General features: G+C 74.2%; 15 protein-coding genes and 1 riboswitch. Of the genes, 4 read left to right on the forward strand and 11 right to left on the reverse strand.

The window, feature by feature from the left end; genetic code table 11:
- Positions 1-14: 14 nt before the first annotated feature.
- Positions 15-878, reverse strand: a complete 864-nt coding sequence (locus tag JE024_RS04690) for an ABC transporter permease (RefSeq protein ID WP_205372357.1) — start codon at positions 876-878, stop codon at positions 15-17.
- Positions 879-1,019: 141 nt separating this feature from the next.
- On the opposite strand from JE024_RS04690, the gene JE024_RS04695 reads away from it, so the two are divergent.
- Both JE024_RS04695 and JE024_RS04700 read left to right on the forward strand, forming a co-directional pair.
- On the forward strand, positions 1,020-2,060 hold the full coding sequence (locus JE024_RS04695; RefSeq protein WP_205372358.1) for a LacI family DNA-binding transcriptional regulator: 1,041 nt from the start codon (positions 1,020-1,022) through the stop codon (positions 2,058-2,060).
- A gap of 522 nt (positions 2,061-2,582) precedes the next feature.
- Positions 2,583-3,779 carry an acyl-CoA dehydrogenase family protein gene (locus tag JE024_RS04700; RefSeq protein WP_205372359.1) on the forward strand — a complete coding sequence of 399 codons (1,197 nt, stop codon included), beginning with the start codon at positions 2,583-2,585 and terminating at the stop codon, positions 3,777-3,779.
- Between the two features lie 33 nt (positions 3,780-3,812).
- Here the strand turns inward: JE024_RS04700 and JE024_RS04705 are convergent, their stop codons facing one another.
- From JE024_RS04705 to JE024_RS04735, 7 genes are all read right to left on the reverse strand, one after another.
- Positions 3,813-4,376, reverse strand: coding sequence for a GAF domain-containing protein (locus tag JE024_RS04705; protein ID WP_205372360.1), 564 nt, complete (start codon positions 4,374-4,376; stop codon positions 3,813-3,815).
- Positions 4,373-5,008: a GTP-binding protein gene (locus tag JE024_RS04710; RefSeq protein ID WP_205372361.1), complete on the reverse strand. Its 636-nt coding sequence runs from the start codon at positions 5,006-5,008 to the stop codon at positions 4,373-4,375. The genes JE024_RS04705 and JE024_RS04710 overlap by 4 nt, the downstream gene beginning before the upstream one ends.
- Positions 4,986-5,357, reverse strand: a complete 372-nt coding sequence (locus JE024_RS04715; protein ID WP_205376375.1) for a DUF742 domain-containing protein — start codon at positions 5,355-5,357, stop codon at positions 4,986-4,988. Before JE024_RS04715 ends, JE024_RS04710 begins: the two co-directional genes overlap by 23 nt.
- Positions 5,358-5,359: 2 nt before the next feature.
- Positions 5,360-5,794 carry a roadblock/LC7 domain-containing protein gene (locus JE024_RS04720; RefSeq protein WP_205372362.1) on the reverse strand — a complete coding sequence of 145 codons (435 nt, stop codon included), beginning with the start codon at positions 5,792-5,794 and terminating at the stop codon, positions 5,360-5,362.
- 6 nt (positions 5,795-5,800) lie between these two features.
- Positions 5,801-7,729 (reverse strand): ATP-binding protein, encoded by a 1,929-nt coding sequence (locus tag JE024_RS04725; protein ID WP_205372363.1) that lies wholly within the window; start codon positions 7,727-7,729, stop codon positions 5,801-5,803.
- A 441-nt stretch (positions 7,730-8,170) separates the two neighbouring features.
- Positions 8,171-8,875, reverse strand: a complete 705-nt coding sequence (locus tag JE024_RS04730; RefSeq protein WP_205372364.1) for an NUDIX domain-containing protein — start codon at positions 8,873-8,875, stop codon at positions 8,171-8,173.
- Positions 8,872-9,255, reverse strand: a complete 384-nt coding sequence (locus tag JE024_RS04735) for a DUF4406 domain-containing protein (protein ID WP_205372365.1) — start codon at positions 9,253-9,255, stop codon at positions 8,872-8,874. Before JE024_RS04735 ends, JE024_RS04730 begins: the two co-directional genes overlap by 4 nt.
- 48 nt (positions 9,256-9,303) lie before the next feature.
- Here JE024_RS04735 and JE024_RS04740 point away from each other — a divergent pair, with 48 nt between their 5' ends.
- A complete protein-coding gene (locus JE024_RS04740) occupies positions 9,304-10,062 on the forward strand; it encodes a DeoR/GlpR family DNA-binding transcription regulator (RefSeq protein WP_205372366.1) in 759 nt (252 codons plus the stop codon).
- A gap of 155 nt (positions 10,063-10,217) precedes the next feature.
- Here JE024_RS04740 and JE024_RS04745 read toward each other — a convergent pair whose 3' ends face one another.
- Positions 10,218-11,420: an MBL fold metallo-hydrolase gene (locus tag JE024_RS04745; RefSeq protein ID WP_205372367.1), complete on the reverse strand. Its 1,203-nt coding sequence runs from the start codon at positions 11,418-11,420 to the stop codon at positions 10,218-10,220.
- 386 nt (positions 11,421-11,806) lie between these two features.
- On the opposite strand from JE024_RS04745, the gene JE024_RS04750 reads away from it, so the two are divergent.
- Complete coding sequence (locus tag JE024_RS04750) at positions 11,807-12,427, forward strand: TetR/AcrR family transcriptional regulator (RefSeq protein ID WP_205372368.1); 621 nt, start codon at positions 11,807-11,809, stop codon at positions 12,425-12,427.
- 131 nt (positions 12,428-12,558) lie between these two features.
- Here the strand turns inward: JE024_RS04750 and JE024_RS04755 are convergent, their stop codons facing one another.
- Positions 12,559-13,350, reverse strand: coding sequence for an SGNH/GDSL hydrolase family protein (locus JE024_RS04755; protein ID WP_205372369.1), 792 nt, complete (start codon positions 13,348-13,350; stop codon positions 12,559-12,561).
- A gap of 187 nt (positions 13,351-13,537) precedes the next feature.
- Positions 13,538-14,464 carry a M23 family metallopeptidase gene (locus JE024_RS04760; RefSeq protein ID WP_205372370.1) on the reverse strand — a complete coding sequence of 309 codons (927 nt, stop codon included), beginning with the start codon at positions 14,462-14,464 and terminating at the stop codon, positions 13,538-13,540.
- A gap of 2 nt (positions 14,465-14,466) precedes the next feature.
- Positions 14,467-14,630, reverse strand: a riboswitch (cyclic di-AMP (ydaO/yuaA leader).
- Positions 14,631-14,667: the final 37 nt, after the last annotated feature.

A 14,667-nucleotide genomic window follows, 5' to 3' on the forward strand; every position in this document is an offset into this window, starting at 1 on the left:
GGTGGCCTCGCGGGTCAGTAGGTGGTGGTGACGCCGGTGTCGCGGCGGCTGGCGTGCCAGGGCAGCAGGAGCTTCTCGGCGATCTCGACGAGGACGAAGAGGACGACGCCGATGAGGGACATCACGAGCAGCCCGGCGAAGAGCATGGGGGTGTCGAGGTTGCCGTTGGCCTGGAGGATCACATAGCCGAGTCCCTCGTTGGCGCCGACGAACTCGCCGACGACGGCGCCGGTCACGGCGAGGGTGACGGCGACCTTGAGCCCGGAGAAGAGGTGCGGCAGCGAGGCGGGCAGCCGGATCTTGACGAAGGTCTGCCAGGGGCTCGCGCCCATGGTGGCGGAGAGCTGGAGCATCTCGGGGTCGACGGCCTTGAGTCCGGTGACCATGGAGATGACGACGGGGAAGAAGGCGATGAGCACGGCGATGAGGATCTTCGGGGTGATGCCGAAGCCGAGCCATACGACGAACAGCGGCGCGATGGCGATCTTGGGGACGACCTGGGCGAAGAGGAGGATCGGGTAGAGGGTCTTCTCGACGGTGGCCGAGTACACCATCACGACGGCAGCGAGGACGCCCACGGCGACGGCGATGACGAAGCCGAGCAGGGTCTCGTAGGTGGTCACCCAGGTGTGCTGCGCGATGTAGTCGGCCTTGGAGGTGAGCACGTCGAGGGTGGCCCCGGGCGAGGGCACGAGGTAGGGCTCCACGATCTCGGCGGCGGCGACCGCCCACCAGGCGGCGAAGCAGGCGAGCAGCAGCGCGAAGGGCCGCCAGCTCCGTTCGAGGATCCGGCCCGCCCGTTCGGCGGCCGAGGGCGCTGCTCGCCGGTCCACACCGGCGACTTTGACGGGGGCTGCCTTGACGGCGCTCTGACTCACGGTCAACTCCTCACGAGTTCCACCGGAAACCACTCGTTCGGGAAAACGCTTCCAGAAAGCGCTTTCTGGTAAGCTGCCGCAACGCTAATGAACGCCGCTCGCCAGGGTCAATAGGTCGTTCCCAAGTTTCCCGGGGGTCACATGAGTGAACGGGAAAGCCAGGTACACGTCACACTCAGCACCGTCGCCCACCGCGCCGGTGTCTCCCTCGCCACCGCGTCGAGGGCCCTGAACGGCACCAGCCGGGTGCGCGACGACCTCCGCAGCCGGGTGCGCGCGGCCGCGGACCAGCTCGGGTACATCCCCAACGCGCATGCCCAGGCACTCGCCAGCGCCTCCAGCAACACGGTGGGGGTCGTCTGCCACGACGTGGGCGACCCGTACTTCGCCGCCGTGTCGGCCGGTGTGATGCGCGCCGCCGCGGCACGGGACCTGCTGGTGGTACTGGCCAGCACCTTCCGGGAACCCGCCCGCGAGATCGCCTACGTCTCCGCGCTGCGCGCCCAGCGCGCCCGCGCCATCCTGCTGATCGGCTCCGGCTTCCAGGACCGCGCCTGGGAACGCGCCCTCGCCGCGGAACTCGACCCGTACGTCCGCGCGGGCGGCCGGGTCGCGGTGCTGAGCCGGCACCGCAGCCTGCGCGCGGACGCGGTGCTGCCCGACAACCGGGGCGGTGCGGCCGCCCTCGCCCGCACCCTGGTGGCCCGGGGACACCGTGAGTTCGGCGTGCTCACCGGCCCGCCGGCCCTGACCACCGTCCACGACCGGCTCTCCGGCTTCCGGCAGGAGCTGGAGGCGGCGGGGATCGCGCTGCCTCCCGGCCGCGTCGTCCGGGGGCCGTTCACCCGCGACGGCGGTTACGCGGCGGCGCGCACCCTGCTGGCCCGGGGTGAGCGCCCCACCTGCGTCTTCGCGGTGACCGATGTGATGGCGGTGGGGGCGCTGGCCGCGTTCCGGGAGCTGGGGGTGCGGGTGCCCGAGGACATCTCGCTCGCGGGCTTCGACGACATCCCCCTCGTCCGCGAACTCTCCCCGCCCCTCACCACGGTCGCGCTCCCGCTCGCGGCGATGGGGCAGCAGGTGATGGGCCTCGCGCTGCGGGAACCGCGCGGCCCCCGGTCGCGGCTGGTGCGGGTGGGCGGCGAGGTCGTCCTGCGGGAGAGTGTCACCGACGCCCGGTGAGGGGTGCGCGGGAGTGCGCCGGGTTGCCGGGTGCGGGCGGCGGGACGGACGCGCCGGTGACGGTGCGCGGGCCGGCCGCAGGGCGGTACGCGGGGCCGGGCGTGGGGCGGTGCGCGGGCCGGGCGTGGGGCGGTGCGCGGGCCGGGCGTGGGGCGGATGCGTGCGCGCCGGGGCGTGCACACCCCGGCCGGGGTGTGTCGTGCGCGCGCCGGATGTCACCCCTGTGCGCCGGTGTCTGCGATCCGATCCCGCACCGGAACCGGTGACTTTCGGTCCCAACCGGCGAGGAATCGATTCCGCGGACGGGCGCGCGCGGTCACCCCGGAGCGCGGGAGCGCCCCCGAAAGGGCCCGTTCGCGCCGATGACGGCGAGATCCGGCCGATCGGGAGGTGGCAGCGCGACACCGGCGGGGAAGGGTCGGTGGTGACCGTGGCCGGGGACATGCGGGGCGCTTCCGCCGGGGAATCCGCCCTGTCCCGGTCCGGAACGGTCAACAGACCGAGGTGGCAGGGGAGCTCGCGATGGACGGATACTTCGCCGGCAGGTCGCACCACAGGCTGCGCGATCAGGTGAGGGAGTTCGCCGAGCGGGAGGTGCGGCCCCGCGTCCCGGCCATGGAGTCGGCGCGGACGGTGGACCGGGAGCTGTCCCGGCGGATCGCCCGCCAGGGCTGGCTCGGGGTCACCGTCGGCACGGAGTACGGCGGTTCGGGCCTGGGTCATCTCGCCAAGACCATCGTCATCGAGGAGCTGTCCCGGGTGAGCGGCGCCATGGGCGCGATGGTCCAGGCGTCCCAGCTCGGCGTCGCCAAGATCGTCCACTTCGGCAGCGACGAGCAGAAGAAGAGCTGGCTGCCGGCGATAGCCGCCGGCGAGTGCCTGCCGACCATAGCCGTCACCGAGCCGGAGTCGGGCGGCCATGTGCTGGGCATGGGGGCCACCGCCGTCCGCGACGGGGACGACTACGTGCTCAACGGCCGCAAGGTGTTCGTGGGGAACAGCCATGTCGGCGATCTCCACGGTGTGGTGGCGCGGACGGGGCCCGGCTCCGGCGGCCTGACGGCCTTCCTCGTCGAATCGGGCCGCCCCGGCTTCCGGACCGGCGAGCAGCGTCCGACGATGGGCCTGCACGGATTCGGCTTCGGGGAGCTGGTCTTCGAGGACTGCCGGATCCCCGCGTCGAGCCGGCTGGGCGACGAGGGCGACGGCCTGGCCGTGGCGTACTCCTCCAGCGTCCTGTACGGGCGGGCCAATCTCACGGCTGTGTCCCTCGGCATCCACCGGGCGATCCTGGAGGAGACGACGCGCTTCTGCGAGGAGCGCCGGCGCTACGGTAAGCCCCTGCACGAACTGCCCTCGGTGAAGCTGAAGCTGGGCGCCATGCAGTCCCGGCTGATGACGTCGCGGCTGGCCGCCTACCACGCGGTGCACCTGCTGGACGAGGGGCTGCCGTGCGACGCGGAGCTGATGAACGCCAAGCTGGTCAACGTGGAGTCGGCGATCGACTCGGCCCGGTGCGCCATGGAGGTGCACGCGGCAGCCGGGCTGTTCACCGACCGCCCGGTGGAGCGCTATCTGCGCGACGCGCTGCACATGTTCGCGCCCGCGGGCACCTCGGACATCCAGTTGCTGCGCCTCGCGGAGGTGGCCCTGGGCACGGCGAAGGGGCAGTGGTCGCAGCGGCTGTCCGGCGCGGTGCGGATGGCGCACGCCGGCTGAGGGCCGGACGGGGGCGGGGCAGCGGGGGCGGATTCAGATCCGGCCGTCCTCCCTGCGGTGGATCTGCTCGATCAGCTCGGCGGCGAGCGACTTGATGGTCACCAGGCCCGCCCTGCCCCAGGGCCTCGGTTCGGTGTCGACGACGCAGATCGTGCCCAGCGCGATGCCGGTGCGGTCGATCAGCGGCGCGCCGAGGTAGGAGCGGATGCCGATCTCGTCGACGACGGGGTTGCCGGCGAACCGCGGGTAGTCGCAGACGTCCTCCAGCACCAGCGCCTTGCGCCGCACCACCACATGCGGGCAGTAGCCGTGGTCGCGTGCCATGAAGCGGCCGACGCCGGCGGAGGCGGCCGCGTTCAGGTCGCCGCCGCGGGTGCCCTCGGGGGTGTGCAGCCCCGCGAAGAACTGCCGTTTCTCGTCGATGAAGTTGACCATCGAGTACGGGGCGCCGGTCACCTCCGCCAGGCGCTGCGCGAAGGCGTCGAACGCGGCGTCCGGGCGGTCGCCGAAGCCGAGTTCGCGCAGTCGCCGCACCCGGTCGGGCGCCTCCCGGTCCACCGGGGTGAGCAGCAGATGGCCGGTGGGGTCGTACGTCATCGCGGTGCTCCATGGCTCGGTGCCGTGCCCGGCACGAGGGCGGTTGCGGTCGTCAGGAGGTGCTGGACGAGGGTGACCAGGGTCCGGATGCCGGAGCTGGCGATGCGCGCGTCGCACAGCACGACCGGCACCTGCGGTCGGAGGTCGATCGCCGCCCGGACCTCCTCGGCGTCGTAGCGGTAGGCGCCGTCGAACTCGTTGACGGCGACGACGAAGCCGATGCCGCGCCGTTCGAAGAAGTCCACGGCCGAGAAGGAGTCCTCCAGGCGCCGGGTGTCGGCGAGGACGACGGCACCGAGCGCGCCCTCGGAGAGTTCGTCCCACATGAACCAGAAGCGCTCCTGGCCGGGTGTGCCGAAGAGGTAGAGCACATGGCGGGCGTCGAGCGTGATGCGTCCGAAGTCCATGGCGACGGTGGTCGTCCGCTTGGACTCGATGCCGTCGAGCCGGTCGGTGCCGACGCCGGCCTGGGTGAGGAGTTCCTCGGTGCTGAGCGGGTCGATCTCGCTCACCGCGCCGACGAACGTCGTCTTCCCCACGCCGAAGCCGCCGGCCACCAGGATCTTCAGCGCCGTCGGGAAGAGGTCGCCGTCCGCGGCGCCACCGCGGTCACAGACGTCGTCGCAGTCCATCGAGCACCGCCTCCAGCAGTGAACGGTCCGTGGGTGTGTCGTGGGTGCGCGGCGCCCGTGCGGTGACCGCGCCGCAGTCCACGAGGTCGGAGAGGAGCACCTTGGTCACGACGGCGGGCAGCCTCAGATGGGCGGAGATCTCGGCGACGGACGTCGGGCCGTGGCAGAGGCCGAGGGCCAGGGCGTGCTCCGGGCCGAGATGCGTCTGGGGGGTGGTGCCGGTCGCCATGACCAGGGAGAGCAGGTCGAGTGCCGCCGTCGGACGCGTGCGGCCGCCGCTGACCGTGTACGGCCGGATCAGCCGGCCGGCCGCGTCGTCGAGCCACGGTCCGTCCATGGGCGAGGGCACCGTCACTGCCCCGGGATGCCGGTGGCCCCGGCGGCGGTGCGCGCCGGTGTGGCGAGGTAGGGGCGCACGCTCTTGACCAGCATGGCCATCTCGTAGCCGAGCACGGCGGCGTCGGCCTCGCGGCCGGCGAGCACGGCCAGACAGGTGCCGGATCCGGCCGTGGAGACGAAGAGCAGGGTGGAGTCGAGTTCGACGACCACCTGCCGTACCTCGCCGCCGTCGCCGAAGCGGGTCCCGGCGCTGCGGCCGAGGGAGTACAGCCCGGAGGCGAGGGCGGCCATGTGGTCGGCGCTGTCGGCGTCGAGGCCGTGCACCGACTTCACCAGCCCGTCGGAGGAGAGCAGCACCGCGTTGCGGGTGTGGGGCACGCGCTGGACGAGACCGCTGAGCAGCCAGTCGAGGTCCGCGGCATGGCCGGCCGGCATCTCGCTCGCCATGGTCATCTACTCCTTGGTGGTGGTGTCGTCGAGGTACGGACCGGGCGCGGGGGCGCTCGGGTGGGCCGCCTCGGCGAGTCCGATGCCGCGCTGGAACGCGGCCATCAGGCCGGGGTCGTGCAGTTCGGGTTCCGCGTCCGGGCGCGGTGCGGGGGCTTCGCGCAGTTGCGGGACGAGGTGTTCCTGGCTGCGGCGGCGGGGCAGTTGGGGGCGGCCCGTCGTGCCGCGTACCGGTGTCGCCGGGGGCGGTTCGCCTTCGGCGCCCGGGGGCGGCGGGGGCGCGTCGTGGAGTGCGGGCGCCGGGGGCGTCCGGTGGGTGCGGCCGGGGCGGGCGGCGGCCGGGTTGGGCCGGTCGTTCCGGTCGCCGCGCACGGGCAGCGGCGCGAGCGCGGGGACGGCCCGGTCCTGCTCCCGCTGCGCGGGCAGGGCGGGGTGCGCGGGGTCGTGCGCGTCGGCGCGCGGTGCGAGTCGGTGCGCGGGGGCCGCCGGACGCGGCGGCTCGTGCGCGGGCGCGGTAGGGAGTGCCGGTTCGTGCGCGGGGGCGGCGGGGTGCGCCGGTTCGTGCGCGTCGGGGCGCGGTGCGGGTGGGTGCGCGGGGGCGTGGGTGCCGGGGCGCGGGTCGGTTCCGTCGGCGGGCCGCGCCTGGACGGGGGCGGCGGCGGGCGTCGTGGGGGTCCGCTGCCCGGCGGGTCCGCCGGGGTCGGCGCCGAGCAGGCCCTGCGGCAGGACGAGGACGGCCTGCACTCCCCCGTAGATGTTGGACTGCAGACGGACCGCGATGCCGTGCCGGCGGGCGAGGGCGGAGACCACGAAGAGGCCGATGCGGCCGTCCTGGAGCAGATGGGCGACGTTGACCTGGTCCGGGTCGGTGAGCAGGGCGTTCATCTTCTCCAGCTCACCGGCGGGCATGCCGAGCCCCCGGTCCTCGACCTCCACGGCGAGCCCGGCGGTGACGTGCTGCGCGCGCAGCAGGACCTGGGTGTGCGGCGCGGAGAAGAGGGTGGCGTTCTCGACGAGTTCGGCGAGCAGGTGGATCACGTCGGCGACGGCGTGTCCGCGCAGGGTGCCGTCGATCGGGGGGACGAGTTTGACGCGGGGGTACTGCTCGACCTCGGCGATGGCCGACCTGAGCACCTCGGTCATGGTGACCGGGTTGGACCACTGCCGGCGGGAGATGGCGCCGCCGAGCACGGCGAGGTTCTCCGCGTGCCGCCTGATGCGGGTGGCGAGGTGGTCGACGTGGAAGAGGCCCTTGAGGAGTTCCGGGTCCTCGACCTCGTTCTCCAGTTCGTCGAGGAGCTGGATCTCCCGGTGTACGAGCGACTGGAGGCGGCGGGCGAGGTTGACGAAGACCTCGACCTTCTGTTCGTTGCCGACGCTGCTGGAGAGCCGGGACGCCTGGACGACGGCGCTGACGGCGGCGTCGTGCGAGCGGTTCAGCTCGTGGGTGAGCAGGTCGAACTCGTCCCCGCCCCGGGGGCCGGGGGCGGCCGGGGCGGGGCGGGGCGGGGGGCCCTCGCCGCGGCGGAGGCGGTCGACGACGGCGCGCAGTTCGGCCTGTCCGCGGGCGGTGCTGCGGCGCAGTGCGGAGGCGCGCCCGAGGACGGTGCGCGCGGTCCGCTCGGCGCCCAGCGCGGCGACGGCGACGGCCGTTATGGCGAGGGCGGCCATGCCGAGGAGGACGACCCACAGGGTGAAGGTCGGTTCGGGGGATGCCGCCCGCAGCACGAAGGTGACGGCCGCCGCGCCGCTGAGGGCGGCGACCACCGTCGGCAGGACGGCGGTGCGCAGCAGTTGGGGTCGTATGCGGGCTTCCGGAGGGAGCGGTGCGTCGTGCGACCGCCCCGGCGACGACAGGGCGCGGGGGCCCGGCCGGCCGTGTCGCCCGCCCTCGCGGCGTTCGGATCGCGTGGCGGGTGCGCGAAGGTGAGACATCAGCGTCCTTGGTACGTGGGGCCCCAGGAATCGGCGTGGTGCGGATGGGCGACGGCACACGGGCGGGCCGGGGTGACAGGGGGAACGGAGCCCGCCGTTGATCGCCGGCAACACACGGTAGTCGCGGACGGAAGGCGTCCGAGAGCCAGTCGGCAAACTTGCCCACCGAAGGTCCCGCTCTGGTATGAGCCACCGCACGGCCTTGCGATTCCCAGGCCGCCCGGCGGGGGGGCCGGTGCGTTCCGCGCCTGATGGCGGGGCCGCCGGTACGGCCCGGCGTCCCCGGGCGCCGCGCGCCGGGCCGGGTCCCCGGGTGCGCGGGCCGGGGCGCCCGCGGGGTGTCACAACACCCGAAAGAGTGAGCCCCGGGCGCCGGAGGTGACGCTGCCCGCGCACGGGCGCCGGGGCGGGTCTCCCCCGCCCCGGCGCCCGTTCACCTGGTCAGGACCCGGCCGCGGACGGGGCCGGCTCCGCGTCCGGCCGCTTCGGGGCGAAGGGGCCCTCCAGCGCGGCCCATTGCAGGAGCAGGACGGTCTTGCCGTCGGCGATGCGCCCGTCGCGGGTCATGGCGAGCGCCTCGGAGAACGGCACTTCGAGGACCTCGATGTCCTCGCCGTCCTCCTCCAGGCCGCCCCCGGCGCCGGTCCGGTCGGCCGGTGTGTAGGGGCCGGCGAAGAAGTGGAGGCGCTCCGTCACGGAGCCCGGGCTCATGTAGGCGGCGAGGACACGGGTGAGCGGGCCGAGGGTGACGCCGAGTTCCTCGGCGCTCTCGCGCCGGACGGCGGCCTCCGGGTCGTCCGCGTCGAGCAGTCCGGCGGCGGCCTCCACGAGCATGCCGTCGGGGTGGCCGTTGACGTAGGCGGGGTAGCGGAACTGCCGTGTGAGCAGCACCCGTTCGCGTGCGGTGTCGTAGGGCAGGACGACGGCGCCGTCGCCGCGGTCGTAGGTCTCCCGCTGCTGGGTCTCCCAGCGCCCGTCGCGGCGGCGGTAGTCGAAGGTGGTGCGCCGCAGGACGTGCCAGCCCCGGGAGGTGAGCTCGACGTCGCGGACCACGACGCCGGGGTTGCGGTCGAGCCCGCGGCCGGCCCGGTCGAGCCCGGTGCGGCCGCGGTGGTCCGGGACGTCGACGCCGGGGCGGCCGGTCACCGGGCCTCCTGCGGGGTGCGGCGGGGGATCTCGGCCGCGTCGTGGTAGACGGGCAGGCCGCGTCGGCGGGCGGTGGCGACGTCCTGGTCGGCCCCGGCGGACGCGCCGGGCAGGCGGAGCACGGCGTCGCAGTGGGCGAGCAGCCGGTCGGCGGTGGGGTAGAGCACCTGGTCGGCGAGCGGGTCGGTGGGGCCGGCGCCGGCGGAGCGCAGCACGGGCAGGGCTATCCACTCGCCGATGACGGGCACGTGTCCGGCGGCGAAGACCGGCCAGGCGGCGGCTTCGAGTGCTTCGAGGTTGGCGGCCATGGCCGCAGGGTCGCCGCCGGTGCCGGAGCGGTAGGGGCCGGCGATCAGGATGAGCAGGGGCTTGTCGTTCATGAGTGGTACCGTACACGCAGAAACGTGCAAGAACAGGAGAGAGTGTGCATGCTGGCTGCTGAACGACGCGACCACCTGCTGGGTCTGCTCGCCCGCGAGGGCAAGATCGTCGCCAAGGACGTCGCCGCCGGGCTGGGGATCTCCGAGGACAGCGTGCGGCGCGATCTGCGCGATCTCGCCGCCGAGGGCCTGTGCCAGCGCGTCTACGGGGGCGCGCTGCCCGTCTCGCCCGCGGTGGTCGGCTACGCCGCCCGGCAGTCCGTCGCCCCGGACGGCAAGCAGAAGGTCGCCACGGCGGCGGCCGGCCTGGTGGAACCGGGCGGCACGGTGATCCTCGACGGCGGGACGACCGCCCTCGCCGTCGCCCACGCTCTGCCGCGGGACCTCGACTGCACCGTGATCACCCACAGCCCGACCGTCGCCGCGGCCCTGCTCGACCACCCCCGCGCCGAGCTCTTCCTGCTCGGCGGCCGCGTCTTCAAGCACTCGGCCGTGACCTGCGGCGCCGCCGCCGTCGAAGCGGCCCAGAACGTCTCCGCCGACCTCTGCCTGCTCGGCGTCACCGGCGTGCACCCCGAGGCCGGCCTGACCACCGGCGACGCCGACGAGGCGGCGATGAAGCGCGCCCTGTCCGCCCGCGCCGCGGACACCTGGATCCTCGCCTCCTCCGAGAAGATCGGCACCGCCTCACGCTTCCGCGTCCTCCCCTTCCCCGAGATCACGGGCCTGATCACGGACACCCCTCCGACCGACCCGGCCGTCTCCGACCTGCGCGCCCTGGGGGTGGAGGTGCTCACCGCGGGGTGACGCCGGGCGGGCCGGCGGCCCCGCGCCGCGGGGCGGCGTCCCCAACCCGCGGACCGGCGACCACTCCCGCCGGAGGAAGCCCGTGCCTCGGCATGCCCCCTCGCACGCGCAGGGCCCCCGCCGGAGCGGGGGCCCTGCGCGTGCGAGCGGGGCGCTCAGGTCTCGACGACCGCGTCGGAGGCCGGGCGGTCGTGCGGGGTGAGGTCGAGGGCGGCGGCGGAGGTGCGCCAGTGGCGGTCGAGGGGGCGGGAGATCTCCAGCCACCAGCGGTCGGCCGGGAGCGGGCCCGCCGGCTCGAAGGGCTCGCCCGGGCGGGGGGAGGCGACCGGCTGGGCGTGCTCGTCCGCCGCGTCGTGGGTCCACTCCCCCGGCTCCGCCCACGCGTGCGGGGCGAGGTTGAAGGTGCCCCAGTGGATGGGGAGCAGGACGCCGTGGGGGCGGCCGCCCTGGAGGTCGAGGTGGGCGCGGACGCCCTCCTCGGGGGTCATGTGGATGTCGGGCCAGTACTCGGAGTAGGCGCCGATCTGGATCATGGTGGCGTCGAAGGGGCCGTGCCGGCGGCCGATGTCGGCGAAGCCGGGGAAGTACCCGGTGTCGCCGCTGTGGTAGATCCGGTGCTCGGGGCCGGCCACGGCCCAGGACGCCCACAGGGTGTGCTGCTGATTGCGCAGGCCCCGGCCGCAGAAGTGGCGCGCGGGGGTGGCGGTCAGGCGCAGCCCGGAGATCTCGGCGCTCTCGTGCCAGTCGAGCTCGCGCAGCCGGTCGGGGGCCACGCCCCAGCGCTCCAGGTGGGCGCCGACGCCGAGGGGCACGGCGAAGACGGTGCCGGTGCCGGCCAGGGCCTTGATCGTGGGGAGGTCGAGGTGGTCGTAGTGGTCGTGGGAGATCACGACGACGTCGACGGTGCCGAGGGTGGCGATCGGCACGGGGACGGGGTGCAGCCGCTTGGGGCCGACGAAGTCGAACGGGGAGCAGCGGTCGCCCCAGACGGGGTCGAAGAGGACCCGGCGCCCGTCGATCTCGGCGAGGACGCTGGAGTGGCCCATCCAGGTCAGCCGGAGGCCCGAGGCCGGGGGCCTGGCCAGATCGGCGAGGGTGGTGGGGTGGACGGGGATGCGGTCGGTGGGGGCACGCCGGCTCCGGGCCTCCTTCTCGAAGTAGATCTTCGCGAATTCGGTCATGGAGGCGCCGGACGGCCTGGTCCTCGCGCCCACCGGGTTCTGGAAGGAGCCGTCCGCGAAGTTCGGCGAGCGGCGGATGCGTGCCATGCGCTCACCGGCCGGGTCGGCGCCGAAGGCGGCCGTCCTGAGGCCGCGCAGCCGAGCACGCAGCGAGTGGGGGAAACCAGCGCCGGTCACGGCACCTCCTGGTGTCGGGGTCCATCCATTATGTGCAGTTTCGTACGTTTCGAGGGAAAGCGGGCGCACAGCGCCCCGAGGCCCCTTCCCTGGCAACGCCGACCCACGCCCCCGTGTTCCGGTCGGCGTTGCGGGCGGCCCGCGGCCCGCGCAGGGCGGACGGAGGGATGGACGGCAGACGGCGGCCGGGCGGACGGCAGGCGTGGGGCGGGCGGACGGCGGGGACGGGGCGCACGTTCCAGCCCGGGGGCGCACTGCCCCGCGCGCCGGGGCGCACGGGGCCGGGGCCCGTGCGGTGCCGTGCACCCAACCGGTCCGGGAAAGCCCGGAATTCATGGCTCCGCGGGCTGGACCGGGGCCAAGATCCGCTGTGTAGGGTGACCGCCGTGGGCAGAGTGCGAAGAAGCGTCCCCGAGCGGCGGGAGGAGTTGCTCACCGCCGCCGTCGAGCAGATCGAGGAGCACGGCGCAGCCGCCGTCCGGATCGCCGACGTCGCCGCGTCGCTCGGTGTGAGCAACGCGCTCGTGCTCTACCACTTCGCCTCGAAGGAGCAGCTCGTCTCGGCGGCCTTCACCCATGCCGCCGACGCCGACCTGGCCCATCTGCGCAGACTGCTCGGCCGCCGCACCTCGGCGCTGCGCCGGCTGCGCACCGCCGTGCGCTGGTACGCGCCGACCGGCCAGGCGAAGGGGTGGCGGCTGTGGATCGAGGCATGGTCGGTGTCCCTGCGGGATCCGGCCCTGCGGGAGGTCTCCCGGGGCCTGGACCAGCAGTGGAAGGCGGCGCTCACCGAGGTGATCGCGCAGGGCGCGGCGTCCGGCGAGTTCCGCTGCGACGACCCGGCGGCCGCCGCCTGGCGGCTCACGGCCTTCCTCGACGGGCTCGCGGTGCAGATGACCTCGTACGAGGGGACGCTGTCGCGGGCGGCGATGCTGGAGTGGACGGACGACGCCCTGGCCAGGGAGCTGGGCGTCGACCGCGCGGAGCTCACCGCGACCGCCCGCTGACACCCCCGCCCGCTGACGCCCCCGGCCGCTGACACCCCCGCCCGCGCGACACGTGACCGGGGCTGCCCGGGGGGCGGACGCCGCCCGGCACGCAGGCCGCCCGGCCGGGCGGATGCCCGCGCGGCAGCGGCTCAGAGCGGCAGCAGGTCGGGGCGCTTGGCCAGGACGTGGTCGCCGGAGCTCTCGCCCCGCAGCCGGCGCCCGATCCACGGCCCGAGGTACTCGCGGGCCCATTGGATGTCGTCGCGCCGGACCTCGAGCTGCCCGCGCGGGGGCAGCGGCGGCCACGGCTGGTCCGGGTCGGCGGGCACCCGGAGGCCGAGGACCTGGGCGGCACGCAGGGCGACCCTGGTGTGCCCCTCGGGCGAGAGGTGCAGCCGGTCCGCGTCCCAGGCGCGCCGGTCCTGGACGGACTTCAGCGACCAGAGGTCGAGGACCGGGCAGCCGTACCGGTCGGCGATGGCCCGCACATGGGCGGTGTAGGTGGCGATCTTGCCCCGCAGGTGCCGCAGGACGGGCACGTCACGGGTGTCGAAGCCGGTGGTCACCATGACGGTGCCGACGCACGACGTCAGGTCGGCGACGGCGGCCTCGAAGCGCTCGGCCACGGCGTCCGGGTCGCTGCCCGGGCGGATGATGTCGTTGCCGCCCGCGCAGAAGCTCACCAGGTCGGGTGCGAGCTCCTTGGCCCTCGGGACCTGCTCGGCCACGATCTGGTCGAGCAGGCGGCCGCGTACGGCGAGGTTGGCGTAGCGGAAGCCGTGTTCGGGGGCGAGGTCGTCGAGGAGGACCGCGAAGCGGTCCGCCCATCCGACGAACGTCCCGTCGGGGGCGGGGTCGCCGACGCCCTCGGTGAAACTGTCACCGATCGCCGCGTACGACCCGAATGCGCCACTGTTCTCTGTTCTCGAATCGTCTGCCACGGGACAGCATCTTTCACCCGCGGATGTGACCTACGCGACCGTAAGGAGGGGTTGACGGGTGGTGATCTTTACCACCGGTCAACTTTTCCCCAAGCCGGAATACGCGGAATCCCCCGCTCCGCCGCCGGACGGAGCGAGGGACCCGGACCGGCCGCCCGAGGGCCGCCGGAAGGAGTGCGCGGGCGCCTCAGAGGGAGACGCCGTGCTGGCGCAGGTACGCCAGCGGGTCGACGTCCGAGCCGTAGGAGGCACCGGTGCGGATCTCGAAGTGCAGGTGCGGGCCGGTGGAGTTGCCGGTCGAGCCGGAGAGGCCGATCTGGTCGCCGCCGGTCACCGACTGGCCGCTGGAGACGGACAGCGAGGACAGGTGGGCGTACTGCGAGTAGGTGCCGTCGGTGTGCTGGATGACGACCTCGTTGCCGTACGAGCCACCCCATCCGGCCGACACGACGGTGCCGGCCGCGACGGCCTTCACGGAGGTGCCGGTGGCGGCGACGAAGTCGACACCGGTGTGGTAACCGCTGGACCACATCGCGCCGTTCTGGTGGTACGGCGTGGAGATGGTGGCACCGGGGACGGGCGCGGAGAACCCGGCGGCCGAGCTCTTGGCCGCAGAGCTCTCGGCCGCGGGCTTCTCGGCCGGCTCCGCCGCGGGGGCGGCCTTGCGCGCGGTGTCGCGGGAGGCCCGCGAGGAGTCGTCGGCGCGGACCTCGGGGTCGCTCTTGGCCTGGGACTTGGCGCCGATGGTGAGTTCGAGACCCGGGTGGATCAGGGACGGGTCGGCACCGATGGCGCGGCGGTTGTCGTCGAAGAGCTGCTTCCAGCCGCCGCGGACGTCCTGCTCGTCGGCGATCTTCGACAGGTAGTCACCGGCCACCACGGTGTACGTCTTGGGGGCCTTGGCGGCGGGGGCCTTCGCCGCGACGGACGCCGCGGCGGGGACCGAGGCGACGGCCGGGGCGGGCGCCGCTGCGGGGGCCGGGCCGGTGGCCGCACCGGCGGCGGTGGCACCGATCAGCGGGAGTGCGATGGCGGCGCCGCCGGTCCCGGCGACGACGAAGCCGCGGGTGATGGGGCCTGCCTTGGGACGACGGTGCTTACCCTTTCGGGGCATGGCGCTTTCCTCTCCGGCGCCTGCGAGGTGAGCTGTCGGGTTCGGGCTGGAGATGCCCGTTCGCGCGAGCTGCGCGATTTCACCCCAAGCCGTCCGAATTCTCCGGATACGGCGTACTACCTGGGTCCCCCGCTCCTGCCACACGTGGGTTCGGTTGGGAGTCCGGTCGGCGGCAGGATTAGGCGTTCCGTCCGGATCGAGCG

The organism is Streptomyces zhihengii, from assembly GCF_016919245.1.
Lineage (GTDB): Bacteria > Actinomycetota > Actinomycetes > Streptomycetales > Streptomycetaceae > Streptomyces > Streptomyces zhihengii.

Bases quoted from the DNA above. Each gene is read 5' to 3' on its own strand.
- JE024_RS04695 (WP_205372358.1), top strand. From the start codon at position 1,020: ATGAGTGAACGGGAAAGCCAGGTACACGTCACACTCAGCACCGTCGCC.
- JE024_RS04700 (WP_205372359.1), top strand. From the start codon at position 2,583: ATGGACGGATACTTCGCCGGCAGGTCGCACCACAGGCTGCGCGATCAG.
- JE024_RS04705 (WP_205372360.1), bottom strand. From the start codon at position 4,376: ATGACGTACGACCCCACCGGCCATCTGCTGCTCACCCCGGTGGACCGG.
- JE024_RS04710 (WP_205372361.1), bottom strand. From the start codon at position 5,008: ATGGACTGCGACGACGTCTGTGACCGCGGTGGCGCCGCGGACGGCGAC.
- JE024_RS04720 (WP_205372362.1), bottom strand. From the start codon at position 5,794: ATGGCGAGCGAGATGCCGGCCGGCCATGCCGCGGACCTCGACTGGCTG.
- JE024_RS04725 (WP_205372363.1), bottom strand. From the start codon at position 7,729: ATGTCTCACCTTCGCGCACCCGCCACGCGATCCGAACGCCGCGAGGGC.
- JE024_RS04735 (WP_205372365.1), bottom strand. From the start codon at position 9,255: ATGAACGACAAGCCCCTGCTCATCCTGATCGCCGGCCCCTACCGCTCC.
- JE024_RS04740 (WP_205372366.1), top strand. From the start codon at position 9,304: ATGCTGGCTGCTGAACGACGCGACCACCTGCTGGGTCTGCTCGCCCGC.
- JE024_RS04760 (WP_205372370.1), bottom strand. From the start codon at position 14,464: ATGCCCCGAAAGGGTAAGCACCGTCGTCCCAAGGCAGGCCCCATCACC.